The following is a 21,659-nucleotide window of genomic DNA, read 5'->3' as shown; positions in this document are numbered from 1 at the left end:
AGCTGTTGTACTTTCTAGAGGTGAATTAACATGCAAGAAGTCCATCAGACACCAATGATGAAACAATATTTCTCCATCAAGGCAGACTATCCGGACGCCTTTTTATTCTATCGACTCGGCGACTTTTACGAGTTGTTTTTTGAAGATGCGCAAATTGTCGCGAAAGAGTTAGAGCTAACGCTCACTTCTAAAAATGGGAAACAGGCTGAGCATCCGATTCCAATGTGCGGCGTCCCGCACCATTCCGCGGCAATCTACATCGAACAGTTGATCGAAAAAGGTTTTAACGTCGCCATCTGTGAACAGACGGAGGATCCGAAAGCGACGAAAGGACTCGTGAGGCGGGAAGTCATCCAAGTGATCACGCCAGGTACATATATGGCGTCACTTAGCGAAAAAGAGAACCGATATCTCGTCGCCATCTCAGACGTCGCAGGCAGATTTGGAATTGCTAGGGGTGACGTTACGACGGGGGAATCGTGGTTGACGACACTCTCGTCAGAAGAAGCCGTCTTACGGGAAATCGAAGGATTGCTCCCGAACGAGGTCATTGTTGAGGATGAACGACTCGCTGACTTGTTAAAACAAACCGGCATTCCTCTCTCGATTCAAGTGGACAAGCGGGAGAGTCCACTCGCGCAAGGTGCGAAAGATGAGGCGCAGCGCTCGGCATTTGAGTTGTTGTTCGCTTATCTCACGAAAACACAGAAGCGTTCGCTCGATCACTTGCAACCGGCTGTCGCCTATGAGGTCGAACAGCATATGCAGCTCGACGCCAATACGGCCCGAAACCTTGAACTATTCCGTTCCGCTCGTTCGGGAGAACGGAAAGGGTCACTTCTCTCACTCCTTGATGAGACGACGACGGCAATGGGTGGTCGTTTGTTGAAGCGCTGGCTCGAACAGCCGCTCTATACAGAACAAGGCATCAAAGAACGACAGGATGCCGTCGAGAACTTAGTGGACGACTTCATGTTGCGCGATCAACTACAAGAAGAATTGAAGCGAGTCTATGACATCGAACGCCTTGTCGCGAAGGTCGGGTATGGGACGGCGAATGCGCGAGATCTCGTCCAACTTCGCGACACGCTCGAGCGGATGCCTTCTGTCCGCTCACTCTTACAAACAGTGAAAGCGGATCGCTTGCAGCAAATCGAACAGAAGCTCGACTCGTTCGAGACATTGAGTGAACATCTCAGGACTGCCCTCGTCGATTCACCTCCAATCTCGACGAAAGAAGGCGGGATGATTCGTCATGGGTATTCAGATGAGCTCGATGAACTGCTAGAAGCGAAAGCGAAAGGGAAATCGTGGATTGCCAACCTCGAACAACAAGAACGTATCGCGACCGGAATCAAGTCTTTGAAGGTCGGGTATAACCGCGTATTCGGTTACTACTTGGAAGTGACGAAAGCGAATGCGAAGTTGCTCGAAGAAGGGCGTTATGAACGGAAGCAGACATTGACGAATGCGGAACGTTACATTACACCAGAGCTAAAAGAGAAGGAAGCGCTCATCTTAGGAGCGGAAGAGAAGAGCTGTACGCTCGAATATGACTTGTTTGTCGCACTTCGCGAAGAAGTGAAGACGTATACGAAGGCACTTCAGCAATTGGCACGTTCACTCAGTGAGTTGGATGTTCTCCTCGCCCTTGCCGTCGTAGCCGAGAAACGGGAGTATGTGCGTCCAATTACAGCGAAGCATGTACAAATCGAACGCGGGCGTCACCCTGTCATTGAAACGGTCTTGCCGCGAGGCGAATATGTCGCCAATGACTTGACGCTTGACGACACACGACAAATGTTACTCATCACTGGACCGAACATGTCCGGTAAATCGACGTATATGCGTCAGTTTGCGTTAATTGCGATCCTCCATCAAATCGGTTCATTCGTCCCGGCAGAAGCAGCGGAACTCCCGCTCTTTGACCGTATCTTTACACGGATCGGTGCGGCGGACGATTTAGTGAGCGGACAGTCGACGTTCATGGTCGAGATGACCGAGACGCGACAAGCCGTTACCGAGGCGACGAGCAACAGTCTGATTCTATTGGATGAGATTGGTCGCGGGACGTCGACGTATGATGGGATGGCCCTTGCGCAGGCAATTGTTGAGTATATTGCTTCGTCAATCGGGGCGAAGACACTCTTTTCGACGCACTATCATGAACTGACGGTGCTCGAGGACTCGATTCCGACACTTGAGAACGTCCATGTCCGGGCGATTGAGCGGGATGGGCGTGTCGTTTTCCTCCATGAAGTGCATCCAGGACGTGCGGATAAATCGTATGGGATTCACGTGGCGGAATTGGCCGAACTCCCAGATTCATTGATTGACCGGGCACGGACGATTCTGTCAGAACTCGAATCCGAAGCAACGAAACCTGTCTTAAACGAGCAAACTGCTTCACCTCAAGTGGAAGAAGTCAGCCAGTTGTCATTGTTCGAGTCGAATGACGCTGTTCGAGAACAGCTGCTCAAACTCGATCTATTGGCAATGAATCCAATCGAAGCGATGCAGGCGCTCTACGAACTGCAACAGACCGCAAAGAAAGGGTGAGTCGATGGGAATCATTCGAGAGTTACCGGAACAACTCGCGAACCGAATCGCAGCCGGGGAGGTCGTCGAACGACCGGCTTCCGTCGTCAAAGAATTAGTCGAGAATGCGATCGATGCGGGAGCGACGAAAGTGGACGTCGACTTACAAGAGGCGGGTATCCGTCTCATCAAAGTGCGTGACAACGGACACGGGTTCCATGAGGAAGACGCAGCCCGAGCCTTCTTACGACATGCGACGAGTAAGATTCGAGACGAGCACGACTTGTTTCGCATTCGGACGCTCGGTTTCCGTGGGGAAGCGCTCGCTTCAATCGCGTCGGTCAGTCACGTCTCGTTGAAGTCAAAACGAGCGGATGAAGACGGCTTTGAGATGACGCTTGAAGGCGGTGTCGTTAAAGAGACGAATCCGGCGGCGACGAATGTCGGGACCGAAATCGCGGTCAGTCAGCTCTTCTTCAACACACCGGCACGGCTGAAATATTTGAAGACATCGGCAACAGAACTCGCGAGCATTACCGACACGTTGAACCGTTTGGCATTGTCCCATCCAGAGATTCGCTTCACCGTCTTTCATGAAGAGAAAGAACTGCTGCGCACGAACGGGAACGGAGATTTGAAACAAGTCATGCTTGCCATCTATGGTCGCCAAGTCGCCGCGCAAATCGTCACGGCATCGAGTAAGACGAACGACTATACGCTGAGCGCGCATCTCGTGCGCCCGGAAGTGACTCGTTCGAACAAACAATATGTGACCCTCATCTTAAACGGTCGAAGCATCAAGAATTTTGCGCTGACCCAAAGCGTGCTCGAAGGCTATCATACGCTCTTACCGATTGGTCGCTATCCGATTGCTGTGCTCGAAGTGAAGATGGACCCGATGTTGATTGACGTGAACGTCCATCCGACGAAACGTGAAGTGCGTTTGTCGAAAGAAAAAGAATTATGTCAGCTCATTCGAGAGACCGTTCAATTGACGCTCCGGGAACAACGTCTCATTCCGTCTGTGAAACAAGAGCCAAAACCAAAGCGAGAGACACCGTCCGAACAGTCGAAACTCGACTTTTCGATGGAACCGCAACCTAAACAAGTAGACACAATCGAGTGGAACTATCCGATTCCTCGGGAACGAAAAGAGTCGCTCACGTCTCCCTCCCAGTGGAACCCGGCGCCGCTCGTTCATGAACCAGAGCCGGAGATGCTCCAGGCAGAACAGGTCGAGGAACCCGTTCTTCAGTCCGAACGTCTTCCAGCATTAGATGTCATCGGACAACTGCACTCGAGTTATATCGTCTGTGGAGCGGAAGACGGGATGTATGTGATGGACCAACATGCTGCCCAGGAACGCATCAAGTATGAGTTGTTTTATGAGCAGTTAGGACGTCCGGAAAAAGAGTATCAGCTCCTGTTGATTCCGCTGACGTTAGAGTTCACGCAAGAAGAGACGCTCGCCATCGAAGAAGTACTCCCGCTTCTAGCGGATGCCGGCATCACGTTAGAGCCGTTTGGGGGAAACACGTTCCTCGTGCGCGAGATTCCAACATGGTATCCGCAACATGACTTAGAGGGTACAATTCGTGATCTAGTGGAGATGGCCATTCAGCAGCGATCAATTGACATCGCGAAATATCGTGAGGAAGCATCGATCCTCATGGCGTGTAAACGATCGATCAAAGCGAATCATCCACTCAATATGGAGATGATGCGACAATTGATTGATGATTTGAGTCGTACGACGTCTCCGTTTACGTGTCCGCACGGCCGACCGATTCTCGTGAAATGGAGCACGTATGAGCTTGAGAAGTTGTTCAAACGCGTCATGTAATCGTCTTGTTACCTTGTTTTAATACGATGTAACGTTTATTTACGAGTCCTCCTGGGAAAACTATACATATGTCACTCAACGCATCGAGGTTGAGAGGTGGCTTTTTCACTGCCTCACCCTCAAGATGTCGACATGAAATGTATATCCATGTAGGAGGAAAAGAAAATGACGAACAAACTTCAAGTTTCAAAACGAGAATTACGCCCACGATCACTACGCACGAAGTTGCGTAACGAAGGAAAAGCGTTAGGAGTTGTTTATGGTTACAAAGTAGACAGCACACCAATCGTGTTTGACGAGATGGACCTTCGTAAAATTCTTCGAGACCATGGTGACAACGCCTTGATTGAACTCCATTTCGATGGAAACAAAATCAATACGCTCGTGCACGGTTCAGAAACAAATCCGTTCACAAACTTCTATCAGCACGTCGAATTCATGGCTGTGAAGATGGATGAAGAGACAGAAGTCGAAGCGGATATCGTCCTTGTCGGCGATGCGAAAGGCGTCAAAGAAGGCGGATATCTCGCCCAGTCACTCTATAAAGTGACGGTCGCGGCGACACCTGCCAACATCCCTGAACGCATTGAACTCGACGTGTCAGACCTCGAAATCGGTGACTCGGTGACGGTAGCGGATCTTCCAGAAGACAAATCGTACACGATTGTCTCTGAACCAGATATGCACATCGCCTCTGTGAATGAGCCGGTTGCTGAGGAAGAGGAAGAAACTGAATCAGAGGAAGGTTCGACTGAAGAAGAAGCTTCTGAAGATTCTTCTGAAGAAACAGAAGAATCGACTGAGGATAAAGAGTAATTGTAGAAAAAGTGCTTCGAGAAATCGAAGTACTTTTTCTTTGTCACAAATCCGCCATATGTAAACGATTACGATGTGAACAGTCTGTCAATTCCTTCTAGAGGTGATTGCCAACAGAGACTATACAGTTTATATTGTTAATGATTTCACATATTTGAACTGATACTTTCCTATTTAATTACTCAGAAAGAAGGGTTTGTGACATGGCATCAATGGAAATCCATGCACTCGAATCATTACGGAAAAAAGCACAGGCTTCCTCGCAAATGATTCATTATCGTCCAATGGAATACTTTTTACGGGCAATGTTAGCCGGGATCTTTATCGGCTTTGCTTCAATCTTCACATTGAAAGTCGTCAACGGTATGTATTTAGCGGAATCTCCGTTCACGACACTCATCGGAGGCTTCTCGTTCGGGATTGCGCTCGTCATGATCATCTATGGGGGCGCGGAGTTGTTCACGGGGAATACGATGTATTTCACGACGTCGACACTTCGCGGCTATACAACGCTCAGCGACACGATGCTCGTTTGGTTACTCTGTTTCGTCGGGAACGCACTCGGGGGAATCCTATTTGCGTTACTACTTGCACCGACTGGCGTCATCCAAGAACTCGGGATGAACAACTGGCTGTTCTCGGTCGTCGAGGGGAAAATGCATCACACGACGGTCGAAATTTTCTTCCGCGCCATCTTCTGTAACTGGATGGTCTGTCTCGCCATTTTCTTACCGAAACAAATGAAAAATGAATTCGCTCAAATTTTCTCGATGATTTTCCTTGTTGCCGTCTTCTTCGCTTCAGGATTCGACCATGTTATCGCCAACTTCGTCTTGTTCGCCTTGACGCTTGTCGTTCCACACCCTGAAACAATCAGCATGGCAGGTGCAATCCACAACTTGATTCCTGCGACGTTCGGTAACATTATCGGCGGCGCCCTCTTCATGGGAGCGATCTATACATGGCTAAACTCAAAAGGTCTTCGTGAGGCACAAGAATTAGAGGAAGAAGTCGAATTAAAAGTCGTCAAAGCTGCTAAATAAATGACGTTTGTCACAAATAACGTTGGGCCTTGTCTTACCGAAGACGAGGCTCTTTTTTGTCGTATGCTCACACGTAAACTGTCACAATATCGACTCGTGACCATCAAGAAAAATACGTGTCATAATCTATATATAGGATTTTAAAAACGTTTGTGAATGTTTTTAATCCATATATAGTGAGGTGATGGGTTTTGAAATTACTGCAGTTGTATGAGGATGTCTGCGTCTTACCAGACCAAGACTTGGTACAAGAAAATGCGAATGTGGACGGAAAGTCCCCACTTGGGAAACTAGCACGACTCTCATCAGAAGTGTCGAAAGAAATGTCGCAGACATATTTGATGTCGGAGCGCTCAAAACAGGCCGTCACTGATAACTATTTATACGTGCACGACGCCGACTATTACATCACAGGGTCGACGACATGTTGTCAAATACCACTCGGTCAATTATTAAAAGATGGATTCCATACGGGTCATGGAACAATCCGTTCGCCCAAGGACATTCGCTCCGCCATGGCGCTCGCGTCCATCATCCTTCAAGCGAATCAAAATATGCAGCATGGGGGTCAAGCGTTCCCGATGTTTGACGTCGATTTGGCACCGTACGTCGAGAAGACCTATGAGCGCCAATTGAGCAAACTCCAATCATTGCCTGTGGAATGGAACAAGACACAATTGGAACAACTCGCAGAAGAAGAGACGATTTCGGCGACATATCAGGCGTGTGAGGCGTTCATTCATAATGCGAACTCGATGCATTCACGAGGTGGCGGTCAAGTCCCGTTCGTCTCGATCAATTACGGGACAGATACTTCAAAGTGGGGACGCATTCTCATTCGGGAGCTACTTCGTGCCACGGAACGGGGATTAGGGAATGGGGAGACCCCGATTTTTCCCATTCAAATCTTTAAAGTAAAGGAAGGCATCAACTTCAACGAGGACGACCCGAACGTTGATCTTTTTCGTGAAGCGTGTCGCGTCACAGGCAAACGACTCTTCCCGAACTTCTCCTTCATCGATGCCCCGTTTAATGCCGCTTACTATGATGGGACACATGAATCTGAAGTAGCGTATATGGGTTGTCGCACTCGGGTCATGGGAAACCGACACGGAGAGGAGACGTCGGTTGGACGTGGCAATTTATCCTTCTCCACACTCAACTTGGTGAAGATGGCACTGATCTCGGAGTCACTCTCTGACTTTTACGGTATTCTTAACCGATATATCGATGTCGGCATCGAACAGTTGGTCGAGCGCTTCGAGTATCAATGTACGCGTCGCGCTGAAGAATTTCGTTTCCTTTACACACAAGGGGTCTGGCGTGGAAGTGAGCAGTTACATATACATGATGAGGTCCGAAATGTGCTGAAACAAGGAACGCTCTCCCTCGGATTCATCGGACTCGCTGAAACGTTGAAGGTGTTGACGGGCAGAACACATGCCGAGTCGCGTGAGGCGGAACGACTCGGTCTCGATATCGTCACGCACTTGGCCAATCGCATGCGTGCGGCAGCCGAAACGTACGACTTGAATTTTTCGTTGCTTGCGACACCGGCAGAAGGACTGTCAGGTAAATTTGTGACGCGAGACCAGGAAGAGTTCGGCATGATTGACGGGGTGACGAATCGTGCGTTTTACACAAATTCTTTCCACGTACCGGTATATCAAACCGTGTCCATCCGTGAAAAAATCCGGATCGAAGCACCATATCACACGTTGTGTGACGCGGGACACATCTCCTATGTCGAGGTCGATGGCTCCCTTGCCCATAACGCGGAAGCGGTAGAATCGATTGTTCGCTTGATGCGCCAGCATGATATCGGCTACGGTTCCATCAATCATCCCGTCGACCGCTGCGGGAATTGCGGGCTTGAAGGCTTGATTGACGCGGCTTGTCCGACTTGTGGAGAAGATGAGAAAATCGAACGAATCCGTCGTATCACTGGCTATTTGGTCGGGACGATGGACCGGTGGAATACGGCGAAGCGAGAAGAAGAACGAGCGAGGGTGAAACATGATGCGCATTCTATCCGTCGTTGAAGAATCCGTCGTCGATGGACCAGGGATTCGGACGGTCATTTTTACTGCAGGCTGTCCTCACCACTGTAAAGGTTGTCACAATCCTTCCTCGTGGAATCCAGCTGGCGGTGAGGAATTCGAAGTGGATGAGATTGTGCGTCGCATTGAGCTCAGTGGTTGGGACGGCGTCACGATCTCAGGCGGAGAACCGTTTCTTCAATCTGCAGAGTTAGCAAAACTCGTCAAGGCATGTAAGTCGCTCGGTAAAAATGTATGGGTGTATACGGGCTATACGATGGAACAGTTGGTAGCGATGCAGGATGGAGCCGTTCAAACCGTTTTAGACTACGCCGATGTGCTCGTTGATGGTCGCTTTGAGCAGTCGCTACGAGATATGGGACTTCGCTTTCGGGGATCGAGCAATCAACGCATCATCTTTTTGAACAAAGTATAATCGAGGCAGAGATGTCTCGATTTTTTGTATAATGATGAAAAAGGGGGATTTTTGATGAAATGGTGTAGTTTTGACATGCAAGAAGAGCAACGAGTGGGGATTGTCGAGGGCGATTTCGTCTACGATGTCAGCAATCAAGTACATACGACTAACTTATTAGAAGTGATTGCGCGTGAGTTCGAACCGGATATCGATTTAGACGTGGCACCTTCATACCGAGTGACGGACGTGAAACTGCTCGCCCCGTACCGTCCATTGAAAAATGTGATTTGTATCGGCAAGAACTACGAAGAACACGTGAAAGAGATGGATACAGCGGGAGCGGGGAAACTCGTCATCTTCACGAAAGCACCAACTTCAGTCGTCGGACCGGAAGCGGTCATCGAGCGCCATCCGGAATTGACGGACAAACTCGACTACGAAGGCGAACTTGCCGTCATCATTGGAAAGTCGGGACGAGACATCGAAGCGGTCGAAGAACACATTTTCGGATACACGATTCTAAACGATGTGACGGCACGGGATGTGCAAAAAGAACATGTCCAATTCTTTCGTGGTAAGTCGTTCGATACGTTCTGTCCGATGGGACCGTTCATCGTGACGCCGGACGAGCTTCAGTTCCCTCTCCGAATCAAAACGAATGTCAACGGGGAGACGCGCCAAGACGGAACGACGGCCGATATGATTCGCCCGATTGACGAGCTCATCCGTACGTTATCGAAAGGCATGACGCTTGAAGCGGGTGACATCATCGCGACAGGAACGCCAGCCGGAGTCGGGCACGGGATGACACCACCGACCTATCTTCAAACGGGAGACACCGTCGAAGTGACGATTGAAGGTCTGGGCACGCTAAGAAATGTGATTGTCTGAATGAAATGACGCAAAATGTGAAGAATCTTGTAATTCATTTATCATTTTATAAATGAGTGTTCCTCTTCGTTATAGTAAGGGTAGAAGATAACACAGAGGAGATGAATCATTATGGATCGTCACGATCAATCAAATGAACACGATCAATTACATGAATCAGAACAACAAAAAGATTGGTTAGATACAGAACTCGGTTCATCCAACCGAGAAGAAACAAAAGTACGAACACAGTCAAAACCTTCATTCGTCAGCCGCATGTTCCCAGGACTTGTCGGTGGGGTCATCGGGGCATTGCTGACGGGCGCAATCGCTTATCCGTTTATCGACCAACCCGCAACGAATGTGAGTGATACGAACGTGACCTCGCAAGGGACTCCGGTCCAGACGTCATCAAACGTGTCTGACTCTTCAGTCACGAATGCCGTCGCAACCGCTCAACCTGCCGTCGTGACCGTGAACAACTTCGCCCAAACTGGCTTCTCGAGTGAAGCCGTCGAGGCTGGCGTTGGATCGGGCGTCATCTACAAAAAAGAGGGCGACTCGGCATTTATCGCGACGAACCATCACGTTGTCAACGGGGCAGACAAGCTGACGGTCACGTTTAATGACGGAACGACAGCGGAAGCGACGCTCATGGGAAGTGACGCGACGTATGACTTGGCGGTCTTGAAAGTGGATGCTGACAAAGTACCGGCCGTTATCTCAATCGGAAAATCGAGCGAATTGAAACCTGGACAAACGGTCATCGCCATCGGGAATCCGCTTGGACAATTCGAGAACTCCGTGACACGCGGTGTCGTCTCATCGACTTCACGTCTCGTGCCGGTCGATACGGATGAGAACGGACAGGCTGACTTCAACGCTGAGGTCATTCAAACGGATGCGGCCATCAACCCAGGTAACTCGGGTGGTGCGTTAATCAACGAAGCAGGACAACTCGTCGGAATCAACTCGATGAAGATCGCGACGGCAGAAGTCGAGGGAGTCGGATTCTCGATCCCGGTCGACATCGCCCTTCCGCTGATCAATCAAATCGAACAGACGGGAGAAGTCAATCATCCTTCGCTCGGCGTATCGCTACGTGATGTGTCAGAGTTCCCTCCAGGTTACTTGACGGAACAAATCAATTTACCTGAATCGGTAACGGCGGGAACAATCATTGTGGAAGTGCAGCAAAACAGTTCGGCTGCGAAAGCAGGTCTTGAGGCGCGTGACGTCATCGTGAAAATCAATGACAAAGACGTCAGCTCATTCATCGACCTTCGTAGTGAATTGATTCGAGATACGGACGGAACGGTCGACATCGAATATGTCCGTGACGGAAAAACGAAAACGGTTCAAGTCGAGATTCAAAACGCAAACGGTTCTGCATTGTAAAAGGTGGGCAATAAGCCCGCCTTTTTTGCTATGCTTATACAAAAGGAGGATGAAATATGGTACGAAATTTATATGGGGTGTTATTATTCGGGGCAGGGATTTTACATTTTGTCAGAGAGAAGGCGTTCATGTCGATTATTCCAAAGTCTTGGCCGTTCCGCCGCTTGATGGTGCAACTGAGCGGAGTCGTGGAAGTCGTCTTCGGTGCGATGCTCTTACTAAACAAAGGGACGACGTTCGTAAAGCGGATGCTACCGGCATTCTTTATCGCCGTCTTTCCGGCCAATATCAACATGGCCGTCAAACCTTCTAGAATCGGTGGGAAAGTCATTCCGAAATGGATTACATGTGGACGACTCCCGCTTCAATGGGTTTTGATCAAAGGTGTCAAAAAAATATAAAGGTGTGGAGATACATATGACAAACGTATTGAAATGGTTCGAACATTTTCATGCACATCCAGAAATCAGTTGGAAAGAAGTTGAGACGACCCGAACGATTGCATCCATCTTATCGAACTGGTCGATTCCGCATCGGACGTTTGAGGATGTGACCGGAGTGATTGCGGAGATTGGATCAGGGGAAGACGTGATTGCAGTCCGCGCCGATATCGATGCGTTATGGCAACAAGTGGACGGTACGTTTCGTGCGAACCATTCATGCGGGCACGACGCGAACATCAGCATGGTACTCGGTGCACTCGAACAATTGAAGGACGAGGCGTTACAGAAGCGGATCCGTTTCATCTTCCAACCTGCCGAAGAGCAAGGGAACGGGTCGCTCGCCATGATTGAGCGTGGAGCGTTAAAAGACGTGACGCAACTGTTTGGGATTCATTTACGTCCCCAAGAAGAGTTGAAGAAAGGTCAATACGCGGCGGCGATTCAGCATGGCGCTGCCTTCTTCTTAAAGGGAGAGGTCATCGGGGATGACGCGCACGGCGCAAGACCGCATCAAGGACAAAACGCACTCGATGTCATCTTCACGATTCAACACATGCTCAAAAGCATTTACTTATCACCGTTTGAGCCACACTCCGTCAAGTTGACGAAAGTACACGCCGGGAGTGACAACATGAACATCATTCCAGGAAATGCGACGTTCTCGATTGATGTCCGTGCTCAACAAAATGAGGAATTGCTCGAACTACGAAATCGTGTCGAAAACATGTTACTCCATGTCGGTCAGCTTCATCGTGTGACATTGGAGTGGGAGTGGCAAGACTTCACACCGGGAGCGGTCGTTGGGGAACAGTCGAGTCAGATTGCGAAGCAGGCGATCGAGCAACGCTTCGGTCAGTCGGCTCTCGTCGAGAGGATTGTCACGTCAGGTAGCGATGATTTTCATTTCTATACCGTCGAGAAACCGACGCTTGATGCGACGATGATCGGAATCGGTGCTGATTTAGGTCCAGGACTTCATCATCCGCATATGACGTTTGACCGTGATGCGTTAGAAGACGGAGCACGCCTGCTTGCGGATGCACTCCGAATTGCAGCAATATAATTCAGAATGAGTGTGATAGACAGATGTCTGTCCACTCATTTTTTTATTGCATCAAATAAGTGTAAGCGCTATCATAACGTTATTAGCGACAATATAACGACAATTCTGAATTTTCGCTATAGGGGAGGAAGTTAGATGGAAACAACGGGGAACAAGCAAGACATGAAGCTAGGGTGGGCGCTCTTACCACTTGGTGTGATGATTGTCGTCATGCTCATCTCAATCGTCAAGCTCGGCCAAGGACCACACATCCCGCTCATCGTCGGGACTGCGGTCGCTTCGCTCGTCGCCTGGCGTCACGGGTTCAAGTGGAAAGAGATTGAAGAGATGATGTATAAAGGGATTCGTCTCGCCTTACCGGCAGTCGTCATCATCATTTTGGTCGGGTTGACAATCGGTGCTTGGATTGGTGGGGGAATCGTTGCCACGATGATCTATTTCGGACTGAAGATCATTTCGCCGGCATACTTTTTGTTAACCATTTGCCTCATCTGTGCGGTCGTCGCGCTCTCGATTGGGAGTTCATGGTCGACGATGGGGACAATCGGTGTAGCAGGGATGGGGATCGGACTGAGTATGGGGATACCAGCTCCGATGGTTGCGGGAGCCGTCATCTCTGGTGCTTATTTCGGGGACAAAATGTCACCATTGTCAGATACGACAAACTTGGCGGCAGGATTGACTCATACGAATCTATTCGTACATATTCGACACATGTTATATACGACCATTCCAGGACTCATCATCGCGCTAGGGGTATACGCTTGGCTTGGTAGACGGTTCGCAGATTCGACGACGGACTCGTCAGAGATTACACAGACGCTTAACATTCTTGAAGATAGTTTTGTCATCTCTCCATGGTTACTCGTCGTCCCGCTCGCGGTCATTTTGCTCGTCGCGAAAAAAGTACCTGCGATTCCAGCACTCGTTGTCGGGATTGCACTCGGTTTCTTGGCTCAAGTGTTCATCCAAGGCGGGTCACTTTCAGACAGCGTAGGTGCTCTTCAAAGTGGCTATGTCATTGATACGGGTAATGAATTGGTCGATAACCTCTTCAGCCGAGGCGGTCTTGATGCGATGATGTACACGGTCTCCATGACAATCGTTGCGATGACGTTCGGTGGAATTTTAGAATATTCAGGTATGCTTCAATCGATCATGAATCAAATCTTGAAGTTGGCGAAAACGGCAGGCTCGTTGATTGCTTCAACGATTTTGGCTGGGATTGCGACAAATGCGACTTGTTCGGAGCAGTATATCTCGATTGTCGTCCCGTCACGTATGTTTGCAGGCGCCTATGAAAAAATGGGACTACAATCGAAAAACTTATCACGCGCACTCGAGGACGGTGGAACATTGACATCGGTGTTCATCCCGTGGAATACGTGTGGGGTATTCATTCTTGGTACGCTCGGGGTCGGGGCATTCGAATACGCGCCTTACGCCGTCTTAAACTTTATCGTACCGGTCATTTCGATTCTGTATGCCTTTACGGGATTCACAATCGAGCGCATGGCCGTCATTCAGCAAGAAGAGTCAGTTGTGAAGCAAGCAGCCCAATAAAACAATTCCCGGTCGTCAATCGACCGGGAATTGAAATTTATAGACGGTGCGCGGACGACCTTGACTGTAACTCATCTCTTCACCGATCGCATGAACGAGTTTTGCATCAACCAATTTTTTGATGAGTCGCTCTGTCGTGCGACGGGTGACTTGTAAGTAATCGGTCAACTCTTTAGCCGTGAACTCAAGTTGATCACGTGAGAAGTGGATGAGTTTTTCGATATTGGTCGGACTCATACCGGTCTGTTTCATCATGTCGTAGACACGTGTTTGCGTGACGCGATAGTGAATGGGTGATGGTTGATCCGAGAACATTAGTCGCTTCGAATCATCGACGATGCGCATCTGTCGTTCACTTTCTGCATAAAGCGCGAGTCGTGCATGGTCGAGAGCGCGCTGATAGTCTGAGCCATATCCGATGCCGACAAGAATAGATGAAGGATTCGGTAAAACAACACCATTTGAAATAGCGGTCTCGATTTTGCCTTTATTCGATAAGATTGTGACCCCATCTTCATTCGATTGTAGCAACTTGCCACCGAAGAATTGTTGGTCCGACACGTGTGCTAACGTCTCTTCACTCGAATTCGAATACTGAAGAATGGCAAACTGAGACTGATCTGATTTTTGCAATCGAATCTGTTGAAGAAAATCATTAAAATGGTGAAGAATCCTCTCTTTCGGTTCAATCATGAGTTGACTCCGATAGCCGTCGGTTCTTAACCGGCGATGGACTTGCTCGACACTCGTCAAAGCGAATCGTGTCCTCTTGTTTTCTTGAAGTTGTTTATGAAAGGCAATCAAGTTCTCGAAATTCATGTTTGGATGAAGCTGTTTCACTTGAGATTGCGAAATACGAGTGGGAAATGGCTCTAACACCGATGCAAGTCGTGATGAGTCGACGAGGTCAATCGATAGATGTTCGAGCTCGACGTGTTGCGTTAACGTCATATATAAGAGTGAAGTCAATAAAACGACATCGTCTTGAACGACATGATGAGCATACGGGAGGTTCGCCTTCTCCATCGCGTACGTATACGGAAATGAACCGGAGAAGAAAACACCGTCAAAAAAGTGTAGTTGATGGGCGATGTCTTTCGCTTCGCGCGGGTCATCATAAGGAAACCCTTCAATCCGGACATCGGGTAAGGAAGAACCATTTACAATATGTTGAATAAACGCTGGTGAGCCGACGACGGCGATATGGATGGACATTACAAAATCCCCCTTGCAATTTAACGACTATATAACGACAATATAGAGGAAAGCGTAGACGAAGTAAAGGAGTGATGAAATTGAACATTCAAAGCATTGAAATTTTCTCAGTTCGATTCCCACTAAAAGTTCCATTTATCGTGAGTTATCATCGTTATGACGATATGCCATCTGTCATCGTCAAAATGACCACGTCTTGCGGACTGATTGGATATGGGGAAGCGGTAGCGGATGAGCACGTGACGGGAGAGTCAGCTGAAAGTACGGTGAGTGTCCTCCGTCATCTATTGGCACCTTTATTGATCGGGAAAAATCCGATGCATTTGGAGAGGATTCATGATGAGATGGACCGTGCGATAAAAGGTGTTCCTGCAGCAAAAGCAGCGCTCGATATCGCCTGTCACGATTTGATCGGAAAGAAACTGAAACAACCGATTTACGAATGGATTGGCGGTCGATACCATGAGTCGTTCCCGGTCACACACGTCTTGAGTATCGGGGAACCGGATCACATGGCACAAGAGGCTCTTGATCAAATCAAACAGGGCTATACGGCCGTGAAGATGAAAGTCGGGGTCGACGTACAAACGGACGTGGCACGTGTCAAAGCCGTGAGAGAATCCGTAGGACCAAGTGTTCCGATTCGGGTCGACGTCAATCAAGGGTGGGTCAATGCAGCCAACACGGTCCAAGCTATGCGTCTACTCGAACCGTACGGAATCGATTGGGTCGAACAACCGGTCAAAGCGGATGATTTTGAAGGCATGCTCGAAGTGAAACAAAAAATCTCGGTGCCACTCATGATCGATGAAGGTCTGAAAGACATTCACGATATGAGACGGTTGACGATGATGCAAGCAGCCCATAAAGCGAACATCAAGCTGATGAAGTGCGGTGGCATCTATCCGGCGAAAAAGTTGGTCCATATGGCGGAGATGTCAGGGATTGAATGCCAAATCGGCTCGATGGTCGAATCGTCGATTGCATCGAGTGCGGGATTCCATGTCGCCTTTTCAAGTAAGATTGTTAAAACGGTTGAATTGACAGGACCGTTACGTTTCGGGAAGGATGTCGGGAACTTGACATATGATTTGCCGATCATCTCATTGAACGACCGTCCTGGTCTCGGCATCGATGTCGATGAGGATCTATTGCGTGAACTGACAATCGATTCATATGTGATTGGAGAAGACTCACATGTGGCAAGGTGAGATCAAAGGTCTTCCGCTTCAAGTGCGTGTTCTGACGTTGTCAGACTTACCTGAGTTGTTGTCGATCCAAGAAGCGGTGATTCAAGCGTTGGCTGAACCGGAGCACTATCAATCATTATCGATTGAAGAGTTCACGAAACTGTTGACGGATCAGACGTTGATTGGGGCAACGTCTGAAGGGCGACTGATTGCATTCCGTGCCATGTTGATTCCCCCGATTGACGATGAACATTTAGGACGAGATATCGGCTGGCCGGAGGATTCGCTTGAACGTGTCCTTTATCAGGAAGTGACGAACGTCCACCCAGATTTCCGGGGATATGGGTTGCAGACGCACTTGGGCAAACTATTGATGTCACAAGTTGAATCGGATAACCGATTTGATGTCGTTTGTGCGACGGTCGCACCGTTTAATATTCCAAGTATGAAAGACAAGTTCACGCTCGGACTCCGAATCGGCGCATTGAAAGAAAAGTATGGCGGGAAACTCCGCTATATCTTTTACAAGGAGCTTCATCGGTCATGGCAACCCACATCAGAAGTGGTGGATGTTACAATGGAAGAACGGGCGAGACAAGTTAAGTTACTCCAAGATGGTTGGTTCGGGACTGGTCTCATGAAACAAGGGGAACAGTGGGTTGTTCGATATGAGAAGTAAAAAAATCCTCGTCAAGCTGACGAGGATTTTGATTATTCTAGGACGAAGAGTACATCATTCGCGAATTTTTCATACGTGCGGTCACTCGGATGGAATTGATCGGTCGCGAGATCACGTGATAAATCAGAGATATAGGCGAACGGGTCAATCACATCGATATTTTGCGCATTCGCTAATTGCTTCGCAGAGGCGTTCCAATCGAGGATGAGCTGATTGAACGCTTGTCCATTCTCATCATTTTGAAACGGGTTGTATAGGCCGATGTAGACAATCGTAGCTGAGTCGTTCAGCGCGCGAATCTCAGAAAAAATCGTTTCAAGATTTGTCTTTGCATCCGTGACCACTTGTTGAATATCGACAGATTCAAAGTTGTCGACGTTTTCCCCGCGGTTGAACAAATCGTTTCCGCCGATGGTCAACGTGATATATCGTGCGTTTTCAATTGTTCGACGTACTTCGGGTTGCTCGAGTTGAGCAAGTAAATCTTCAGTACGTGCACCAGACACAGCTAAATTTTGTGTACGAACCCCATCTTCTTCTAGTACTGTACTAACAGGTTGTACATATCCCGCGCCTGACGTCGAGCCGACACCGCGAGTCAAGGAATCGCCGAGGGCGACATAGATGTCTCCTTCTGGCTCAGGACGTTCGTCTTCAGAGACAGAAAGTGTTCGTTCTGGCGGATTTACGATATCTTGATAACCAATCCAAAGACCATATATGGCGATTCCGGTCAAAAGTACGGCGCCACTTAAAAATGCATACCATTTCGAATGTTTCATGGGCTGACCTCGCTTTCTATACAGACATCATATCAAAAATGTGACGATGTGCCCTATGTGAATGTTCGAATAGGACAGATTTGATTTTGTCCGATAGAATAAAGAAAGAGGTGAGACAATGGAACCGACGTTAAAGCTACATCAACTGACAAAAGTGATAGGGAAAAAGACGATCATCGATAATATTTCGTTAGAAGTCAACCCAGGTGAGGTGTTTGGATTTTTAGGACCGAACGGTGCCGGGAAAACGACGACGATTCGGATGATCGTCGGCTTGATTAAACCGACAAAAGGAAATGTTTCGATTTGTGGCTATCGTGTCGATAAACAATTCGTTCAAGCGATGAATCAGATTGGAGCCATCGTCGAGAATCCAGAGCTGTATAAATTTTTGTCTGGACGTGAGAACTTAGAAGCCTTCGCCCGCATGTTGCCTGATGTGGACGATAAACGAATTCAAGAAGTGATCGACCTCGTCGATTTGACTGCTCGCATCGATGATAAAGTGAAGACATACTCGCTCGGGATGCGTCAACGGCTCGGTATCGCACAGGCATTATTGAACAATCCACGCGTTCTTATTTTAGACGAACCGACGAACGGACTTGATCCGATGGGGATTCGAGATTTACGACTTTTCATTCGTAGACTTGTCGAAGAAACTGGGCTGAGTGTTCTCGTGTCGAGTCACATCTTGGCCGAGATTGAATTGTTAGCGGATCGAGTCGCGATCATGTCGCGCGGGAAGATTGTCAAAGTGGGAACGGTCGATGCTTTGATTGAAGAACTCGCATCGACGGTCGATTTGCATGTCGCCAATAGTTTTGAAGTGTTACCAATCGTTCAAGGTTATGAAGGGATTGATCAAGCGGACGTGATTGATGAGCGAACGATTCGAATCTCAATGAACGTTGAGGAAACAGCAAAATTGAATCGATATCTAATGGAGAGAGATGTCGACGTGTTCGGACTCGAACGTCGTGTACAAACGTTAGAGGATCTCTTCATTACATTGACAGGCGGTGATCACATTGCCTAATCCATCTTTACTCGGACTCATACGTAATGAAGTATTGAAAATTCATCGAAAACGCAGGTTGATGGTCGTCTCGATCATCCTGATTGTACTCGTCTCGATGTTCACATACGCGAACTATCGGCAAATCGAGAAGCAACGTGAAGAACAAGGGACGATTGATTGGCGTGTTGATCTTCAGCAAGAAATCATCGATACACAAAACCGACTCGCCTCTGCCAACGTCCAAGACGAGTTTCGTCAGATTTTAGAGTTCCGTGTCCAACAGAACCAATACTATTTAGACAATGACATCAACCCGAACTATCCAGGCGCTCCGACGTTTATGCGTGTCTTCTTCTCGCAAGGGACGACGCTCGTACTACCACTCTTTATCATCGTCTTGATGGCAGATATCGTCAGTGGGGAGCATAACGACGGGACAATCAAGACGCTACTGTCCCGACCCGTAAGGCGTTATAAAATTTTGCTTGCCAAATGGTTGACGACACTTTTGTATACGTCAATCTTAATATTTGTGACCGCCGTCGTCAGTTACGCTATATCCGGGATCGTTCTCGGGTGGGACGGTTGGACAGCTCCAATCCTGACAGGTTTCCAAGCTTCACCGACTGGAACTTTCTCAACCGATTTTGTCCATACGTTGCCGATGTGGGAATACTTGCTCATGTCAATGGGACTCTCATGGCTTGTCGTTGCTGCCGTCGGTACAATCTCACTTATGATTTCGGTACTGGTGAAAAACACGGCGACCGGAATCGGAATCATGATGGCCGTCCTCATTTCAGGACCGCTTTTGACGTCGCTTGGATCAAATTGGGATAGCTCGAAGTACTTGGTGAACGTCAACTTCGGTCTTCATACCTACTTGGAAGGACAAGCTCCACCGATTGAAGGGATGACTTTACCGTTTTCTCTAGTCGTCATTCTCATTTGGTCAATGGCTGCTCTCGCGTACGCGTTTTATCACTTTACGCAAAAAGATGTATATTAATGTTTATAGTGCTACCCTCCTGGGTGGCACTTTTTTTAGTGGCTAAATGATTACGAAAAAGAACTAATTAGTTCTAAATACTCAATATTTAGAATTGTCAAAATAATTAAAAAGTTGGATACATTGTTTGTGGGAAACTGTGTAAAGTAAGAGTCATCACAAAGGAGGCAAACACATGAAAAAAGTTGTATCTACATCATTAATCGCAGGTGTCCTACTTGTACCACAATTGGTCGGGGCGGCAGAATTGAAGTCAGGCACGTTAACGAAACCATCTGAAAGTGCTCCGACGACAATCGTCAAAGAGTATGTGAAGTCAAAAGGTGAATTCAAAACGATCGAGTCGAAATCAGACAAACTTGGTAAAGTCGTCAAGTTACAGCAGACGGTAGACGGTGTCCCGGTATTCGGGGGTGTCGTTGTCGGTGTCGTTGATGAAGACGGACAATTGAAAACAGTCGTAGATGATGCAAAATCAGTAAAGAATCTACATAAGTCAATCAAATTGAGCGAGAAGAAAGCCATCGCAAGCTACAAGGCGCTTGTCGGACATAAAGGTGCTTACGAACTCGAACCTAAAGCGGAATTAATCGTCTATCCAAATGGAGACAAGTCGGTCTACGCGTATCAAGTGACCGGAACGATTTTAGATGCCGAAGAGCCGTCACGTTGGACATACTTCATTGATGCTGGTACAGGAGAAGTTCTTAATAAATTCGATCAGTTGGCACACGCAAAACCAACGAACGGTGTGACAGGGACTACATACACAGGAACAGGGATCGATGTTCTTGGATATAGTCAGACGTTCAAAACAACGAAGAGCGGTTCATACTACTACTTACAAGATTCGACACGTGGAAAAGGAATCTATACGTACGATGCTGGAAACCGTACACGCCTTCCAGGTTCACTTTGGGCTGATGTCGATAACGTCTTGAACACGACATACGATCGTGCAGCAGTTTCGGCACACGTTAACGCAACGAAAACGTATGACTTCTATAAGAACACGTATGGACGTAACAGCTATGATAATGCTGGTGCGGCCCTCAACTCGACGGTTCACTATAGCCGTAGCTACAACAACGCGTTCTGGGATGGTAGCAAGATGGTATATGGTGACGGAGATGGTCAGACATTCACATACCTCTCTGGGGCACTTGACGTTGTTGCGCACGAATTGACGCACGCAGTCACAGAGTATACGGCAGGGTTGATCTATCAGAACGAGTCTGGGGCGATCAACGAAGCGGTATCGGATATCTTAGGTACAGTTGCCGAGTACAGTGTCGGAACAGATTTCGACTGGTTGGTAGGGGAAGACATCTACACGCCTGGAGTTGCGGGTGATGGTCTTCGTTCGATGGCAAACCCTGCTGCATATGGCGACCCGGACCACTACTCAAAACGTTACACAGGTACGCAAGATAACGGAGGTGTTCACATCAACTCTGGTATCGTCAACAAGGCGGCATACCTCTTAGGTAACGGCGGATCACACTACGGTGTATCTGTCCAAGGAGTCGGTGTTATGGAGATGGGGGATATCTACTACCGCGCGCTCAATGTTTACTTGACGCCGACATCTAACTTCTCAAGCCTTCGTCAAGCTGTCGTTCAATCGGCGAAAGATCTTTACGGTGCGACTAGCCCACAAGCAGTATCGGCTGCGAAATCGTTTGACGCTGTCGGAATCTACTAAGAGTCTAATCGAGAAATCCCTTCC

18 protein-coding genes are annotated in these 21,659 nt (G+C 48.2%); 16 read left to right on the top strand and 2 right to left on the bottom strand.

The genetic code is table 11. The features are described from left to right. Positions 1 to 30 precede the first annotated feature (30 nt). From mutS to nhaC, 11 genes are all read left to right on the top strand, one after another. Positions 31 to 2,559 (top strand): DNA mismatch repair protein MutS, encoded by a 2,529-nt coding sequence (gene mutS, locus KNO99_RS03345; protein ID WP_214745279.1) that lies wholly within the window; start codon positions 31 to 33, stop codon positions 2,557 to 2,559. Positions 2,560 to 2,563: 4 nt separating this feature from the next. Further along, positions 2,564 to 4,381, top strand: coding sequence for a DNA mismatch repair endonuclease MutL (mutL, locus tag KNO99_RS03340; RefSeq protein WP_214745277.1), 1,818 nt, complete (start codon positions 2,564 to 2,566; stop codon positions 4,379 to 4,381). Positions 4,382 to 4,546: 165 nt separating this feature from the next. After that, positions 4,547 to 5,197, top strand: coding sequence for a 50S ribosomal protein L25/general stress protein Ctc (locus KNO99_RS03335; RefSeq protein ID WP_214745275.1), 651 nt, complete (start codon positions 4,547 to 4,549; stop codon positions 5,195 to 5,197). Between the two features lie 212 nt (positions 5,198 to 5,409). Beyond that, positions 5,410 to 6,240, top strand: a complete 831-nt coding sequence (locus tag KNO99_RS03330; RefSeq protein WP_074035310.1) for a formate/nitrite transporter family protein — start codon at positions 5,410 to 5,412, stop codon at positions 6,238 to 6,240. Between the two features lie 191 nt (positions 6,241 to 6,431). Beyond that, positions 6,432 to 8,282, top strand: coding sequence for an anaerobic ribonucleoside triphosphate reductase (locus KNO99_RS03325; protein WP_214745273.1), 1,851 nt, complete (start codon positions 6,432 to 6,434; stop codon positions 8,280 to 8,282). Then, entirely contained in the window at positions 8,260 to 8,715 is a 456-nt protein-coding gene (gene nrdG, locus KNO99_RS03320; RefSeq protein WP_214745658.1) for an anaerobic ribonucleoside-triphosphate reductase activating protein, read from the top strand. The genes KNO99_RS03325 and nrdG overlap by 23 nt, the downstream gene beginning before the upstream one ends. Before the next feature lie 54 nt (positions 8,716 to 8,769). Next, positions 8,770 to 9,588, top strand: coding sequence for a fumarylacetoacetate hydrolase family protein (locus tag KNO99_RS03315; RefSeq protein ID WP_214745271.1), 819 nt, complete (start codon positions 8,770 to 8,772; stop codon positions 9,586 to 9,588). Positions 9,589 to 9,699: 111 nt separating this feature from the next. After that, on the top strand, positions 9,700 to 10,965 hold the full coding sequence (locus tag KNO99_RS03310; RefSeq protein ID WP_214745269.1) for a S1C family serine protease: 1,266 nt from the start codon (positions 9,700 to 9,702) through the stop codon (positions 10,963 to 10,965). 56 nt (positions 10,966 to 11,021) lie between these two features. Then, complete coding sequence (locus tag KNO99_RS03305) at positions 11,022 to 11,366, top strand: DoxX family protein (protein ID WP_214745267.1); 345 nt, start codon at positions 11,022 to 11,024, stop codon at positions 11,364 to 11,366. A 16-nt stretch (positions 11,367 to 11,382) separates the two neighbouring features. Continuing rightward, a complete protein-coding gene (locus KNO99_RS03300; protein ID WP_214745265.1) occupies positions 11,383 to 12,471 on the top strand; it encodes an amidohydrolase in 1,089 nt (362 codons plus the stop codon). 135 nt (positions 12,472 to 12,606) lie between these two features. Continuing rightward, a complete protein-coding gene (gene nhaC / locus KNO99_RS03295; RefSeq protein ID WP_214745263.1) occupies positions 12,607 to 14,034 on the top strand; it encodes a Na+/H+ antiporter NhaC in 1,428 nt (475 codons plus the stop codon). A 15-nt stretch (positions 14,035 to 14,049) separates the two neighbouring features. Here the strand turns inward: nhaC and KNO99_RS03290 are convergent, their stop codons facing one another. Then, a complete protein-coding gene (locus tag KNO99_RS03290; protein ID WP_214745262.1) occupies positions 14,050 to 15,249 on the bottom strand; it encodes a hypothetical protein in 1,200 nt (399 codons plus the stop codon). A gap of 80 nt (positions 15,250 to 15,329) precedes the next feature. On the opposite strand from KNO99_RS03290, the gene KNO99_RS03285 reads away from it, so the two are divergent. Continuing rightward, positions 15,330 to 16,460, top strand: a complete 1,131-nt coding sequence (locus KNO99_RS03285) for a mandelate racemase/muconate lactonizing enzyme family protein (protein ID WP_214745259.1) — start codon at positions 15,330 to 15,332, stop codon at positions 16,458 to 16,460. Continuing rightward, entirely contained in the window at positions 16,447 to 17,118 is a 672-nt protein-coding gene (locus KNO99_RS03280) for a GNAT family N-acetyltransferase (RefSeq protein ID WP_214745258.1), read from the top strand. The genes KNO99_RS03285 and KNO99_RS03280 overlap by 14 nt, the downstream gene beginning before the upstream one ends. 32 nt (positions 17,119 to 17,150) lie before the next feature. Here the strand turns inward: KNO99_RS03280 and KNO99_RS03275 are convergent, their stop codons facing one another. Then, positions 17,151 to 17,900, bottom strand: coding sequence for a GDSL-type esterase/lipase family protein (locus KNO99_RS03275; RefSeq protein ID WP_214745256.1), 750 nt, complete (start codon positions 17,898 to 17,900; stop codon positions 17,151 to 17,153). A gap of 118 nt (positions 17,901 to 18,018) precedes the next feature. On the opposite strand from KNO99_RS03275, the gene KNO99_RS03270 reads away from it, so the two are divergent. The 3 genes from KNO99_RS03270 (at position 18,019) to KNO99_RS03260 (ending at position 21,635) form a co-directional block, all read left to right on the top strand. Next, positions 18,019 to 18,939, top strand: a complete 921-nt coding sequence (locus KNO99_RS03270) for an ABC transporter ATP-binding protein (RefSeq protein WP_214692074.1) — start codon at positions 18,019 to 18,021, stop codon at positions 18,937 to 18,939. Continuing rightward, complete coding sequence (locus KNO99_RS03265) at positions 18,932 to 19,930, top strand: ABC transporter permease (protein ID WP_214745254.1); 999 nt, start codon at positions 18,932 to 18,934, stop codon at positions 19,928 to 19,930. Before KNO99_RS03270 ends, KNO99_RS03265 begins: the two co-directional genes overlap by 8 nt. A gap of 175 nt (positions 19,931 to 20,105) precedes the next feature. Then, entirely contained in the window at positions 20,106 to 21,635 is a 1,530-nt protein-coding gene (locus KNO99_RS03260; protein ID WP_214745252.1) for a M4 family metallopeptidase, read from the top strand. The last annotated feature ends 24 nt before the right edge of the window (positions 21,636 to 21,659 follow it).

It is taken from the genome of Exiguobacterium sp. s189, assembly GCF_018617615.1.
Taxonomy (GTDB): Bacteria; Bacillota; Bacilli; order Exiguobacteriales; family Exiguobacteriaceae; genus Exiguobacterium; species Exiguobacterium aestuarii_A.
The sequence above is the reverse complement of the archived record's forward strand: the minus strand, read 5'-3'. Positions and strand labels throughout refer to the sequence as shown.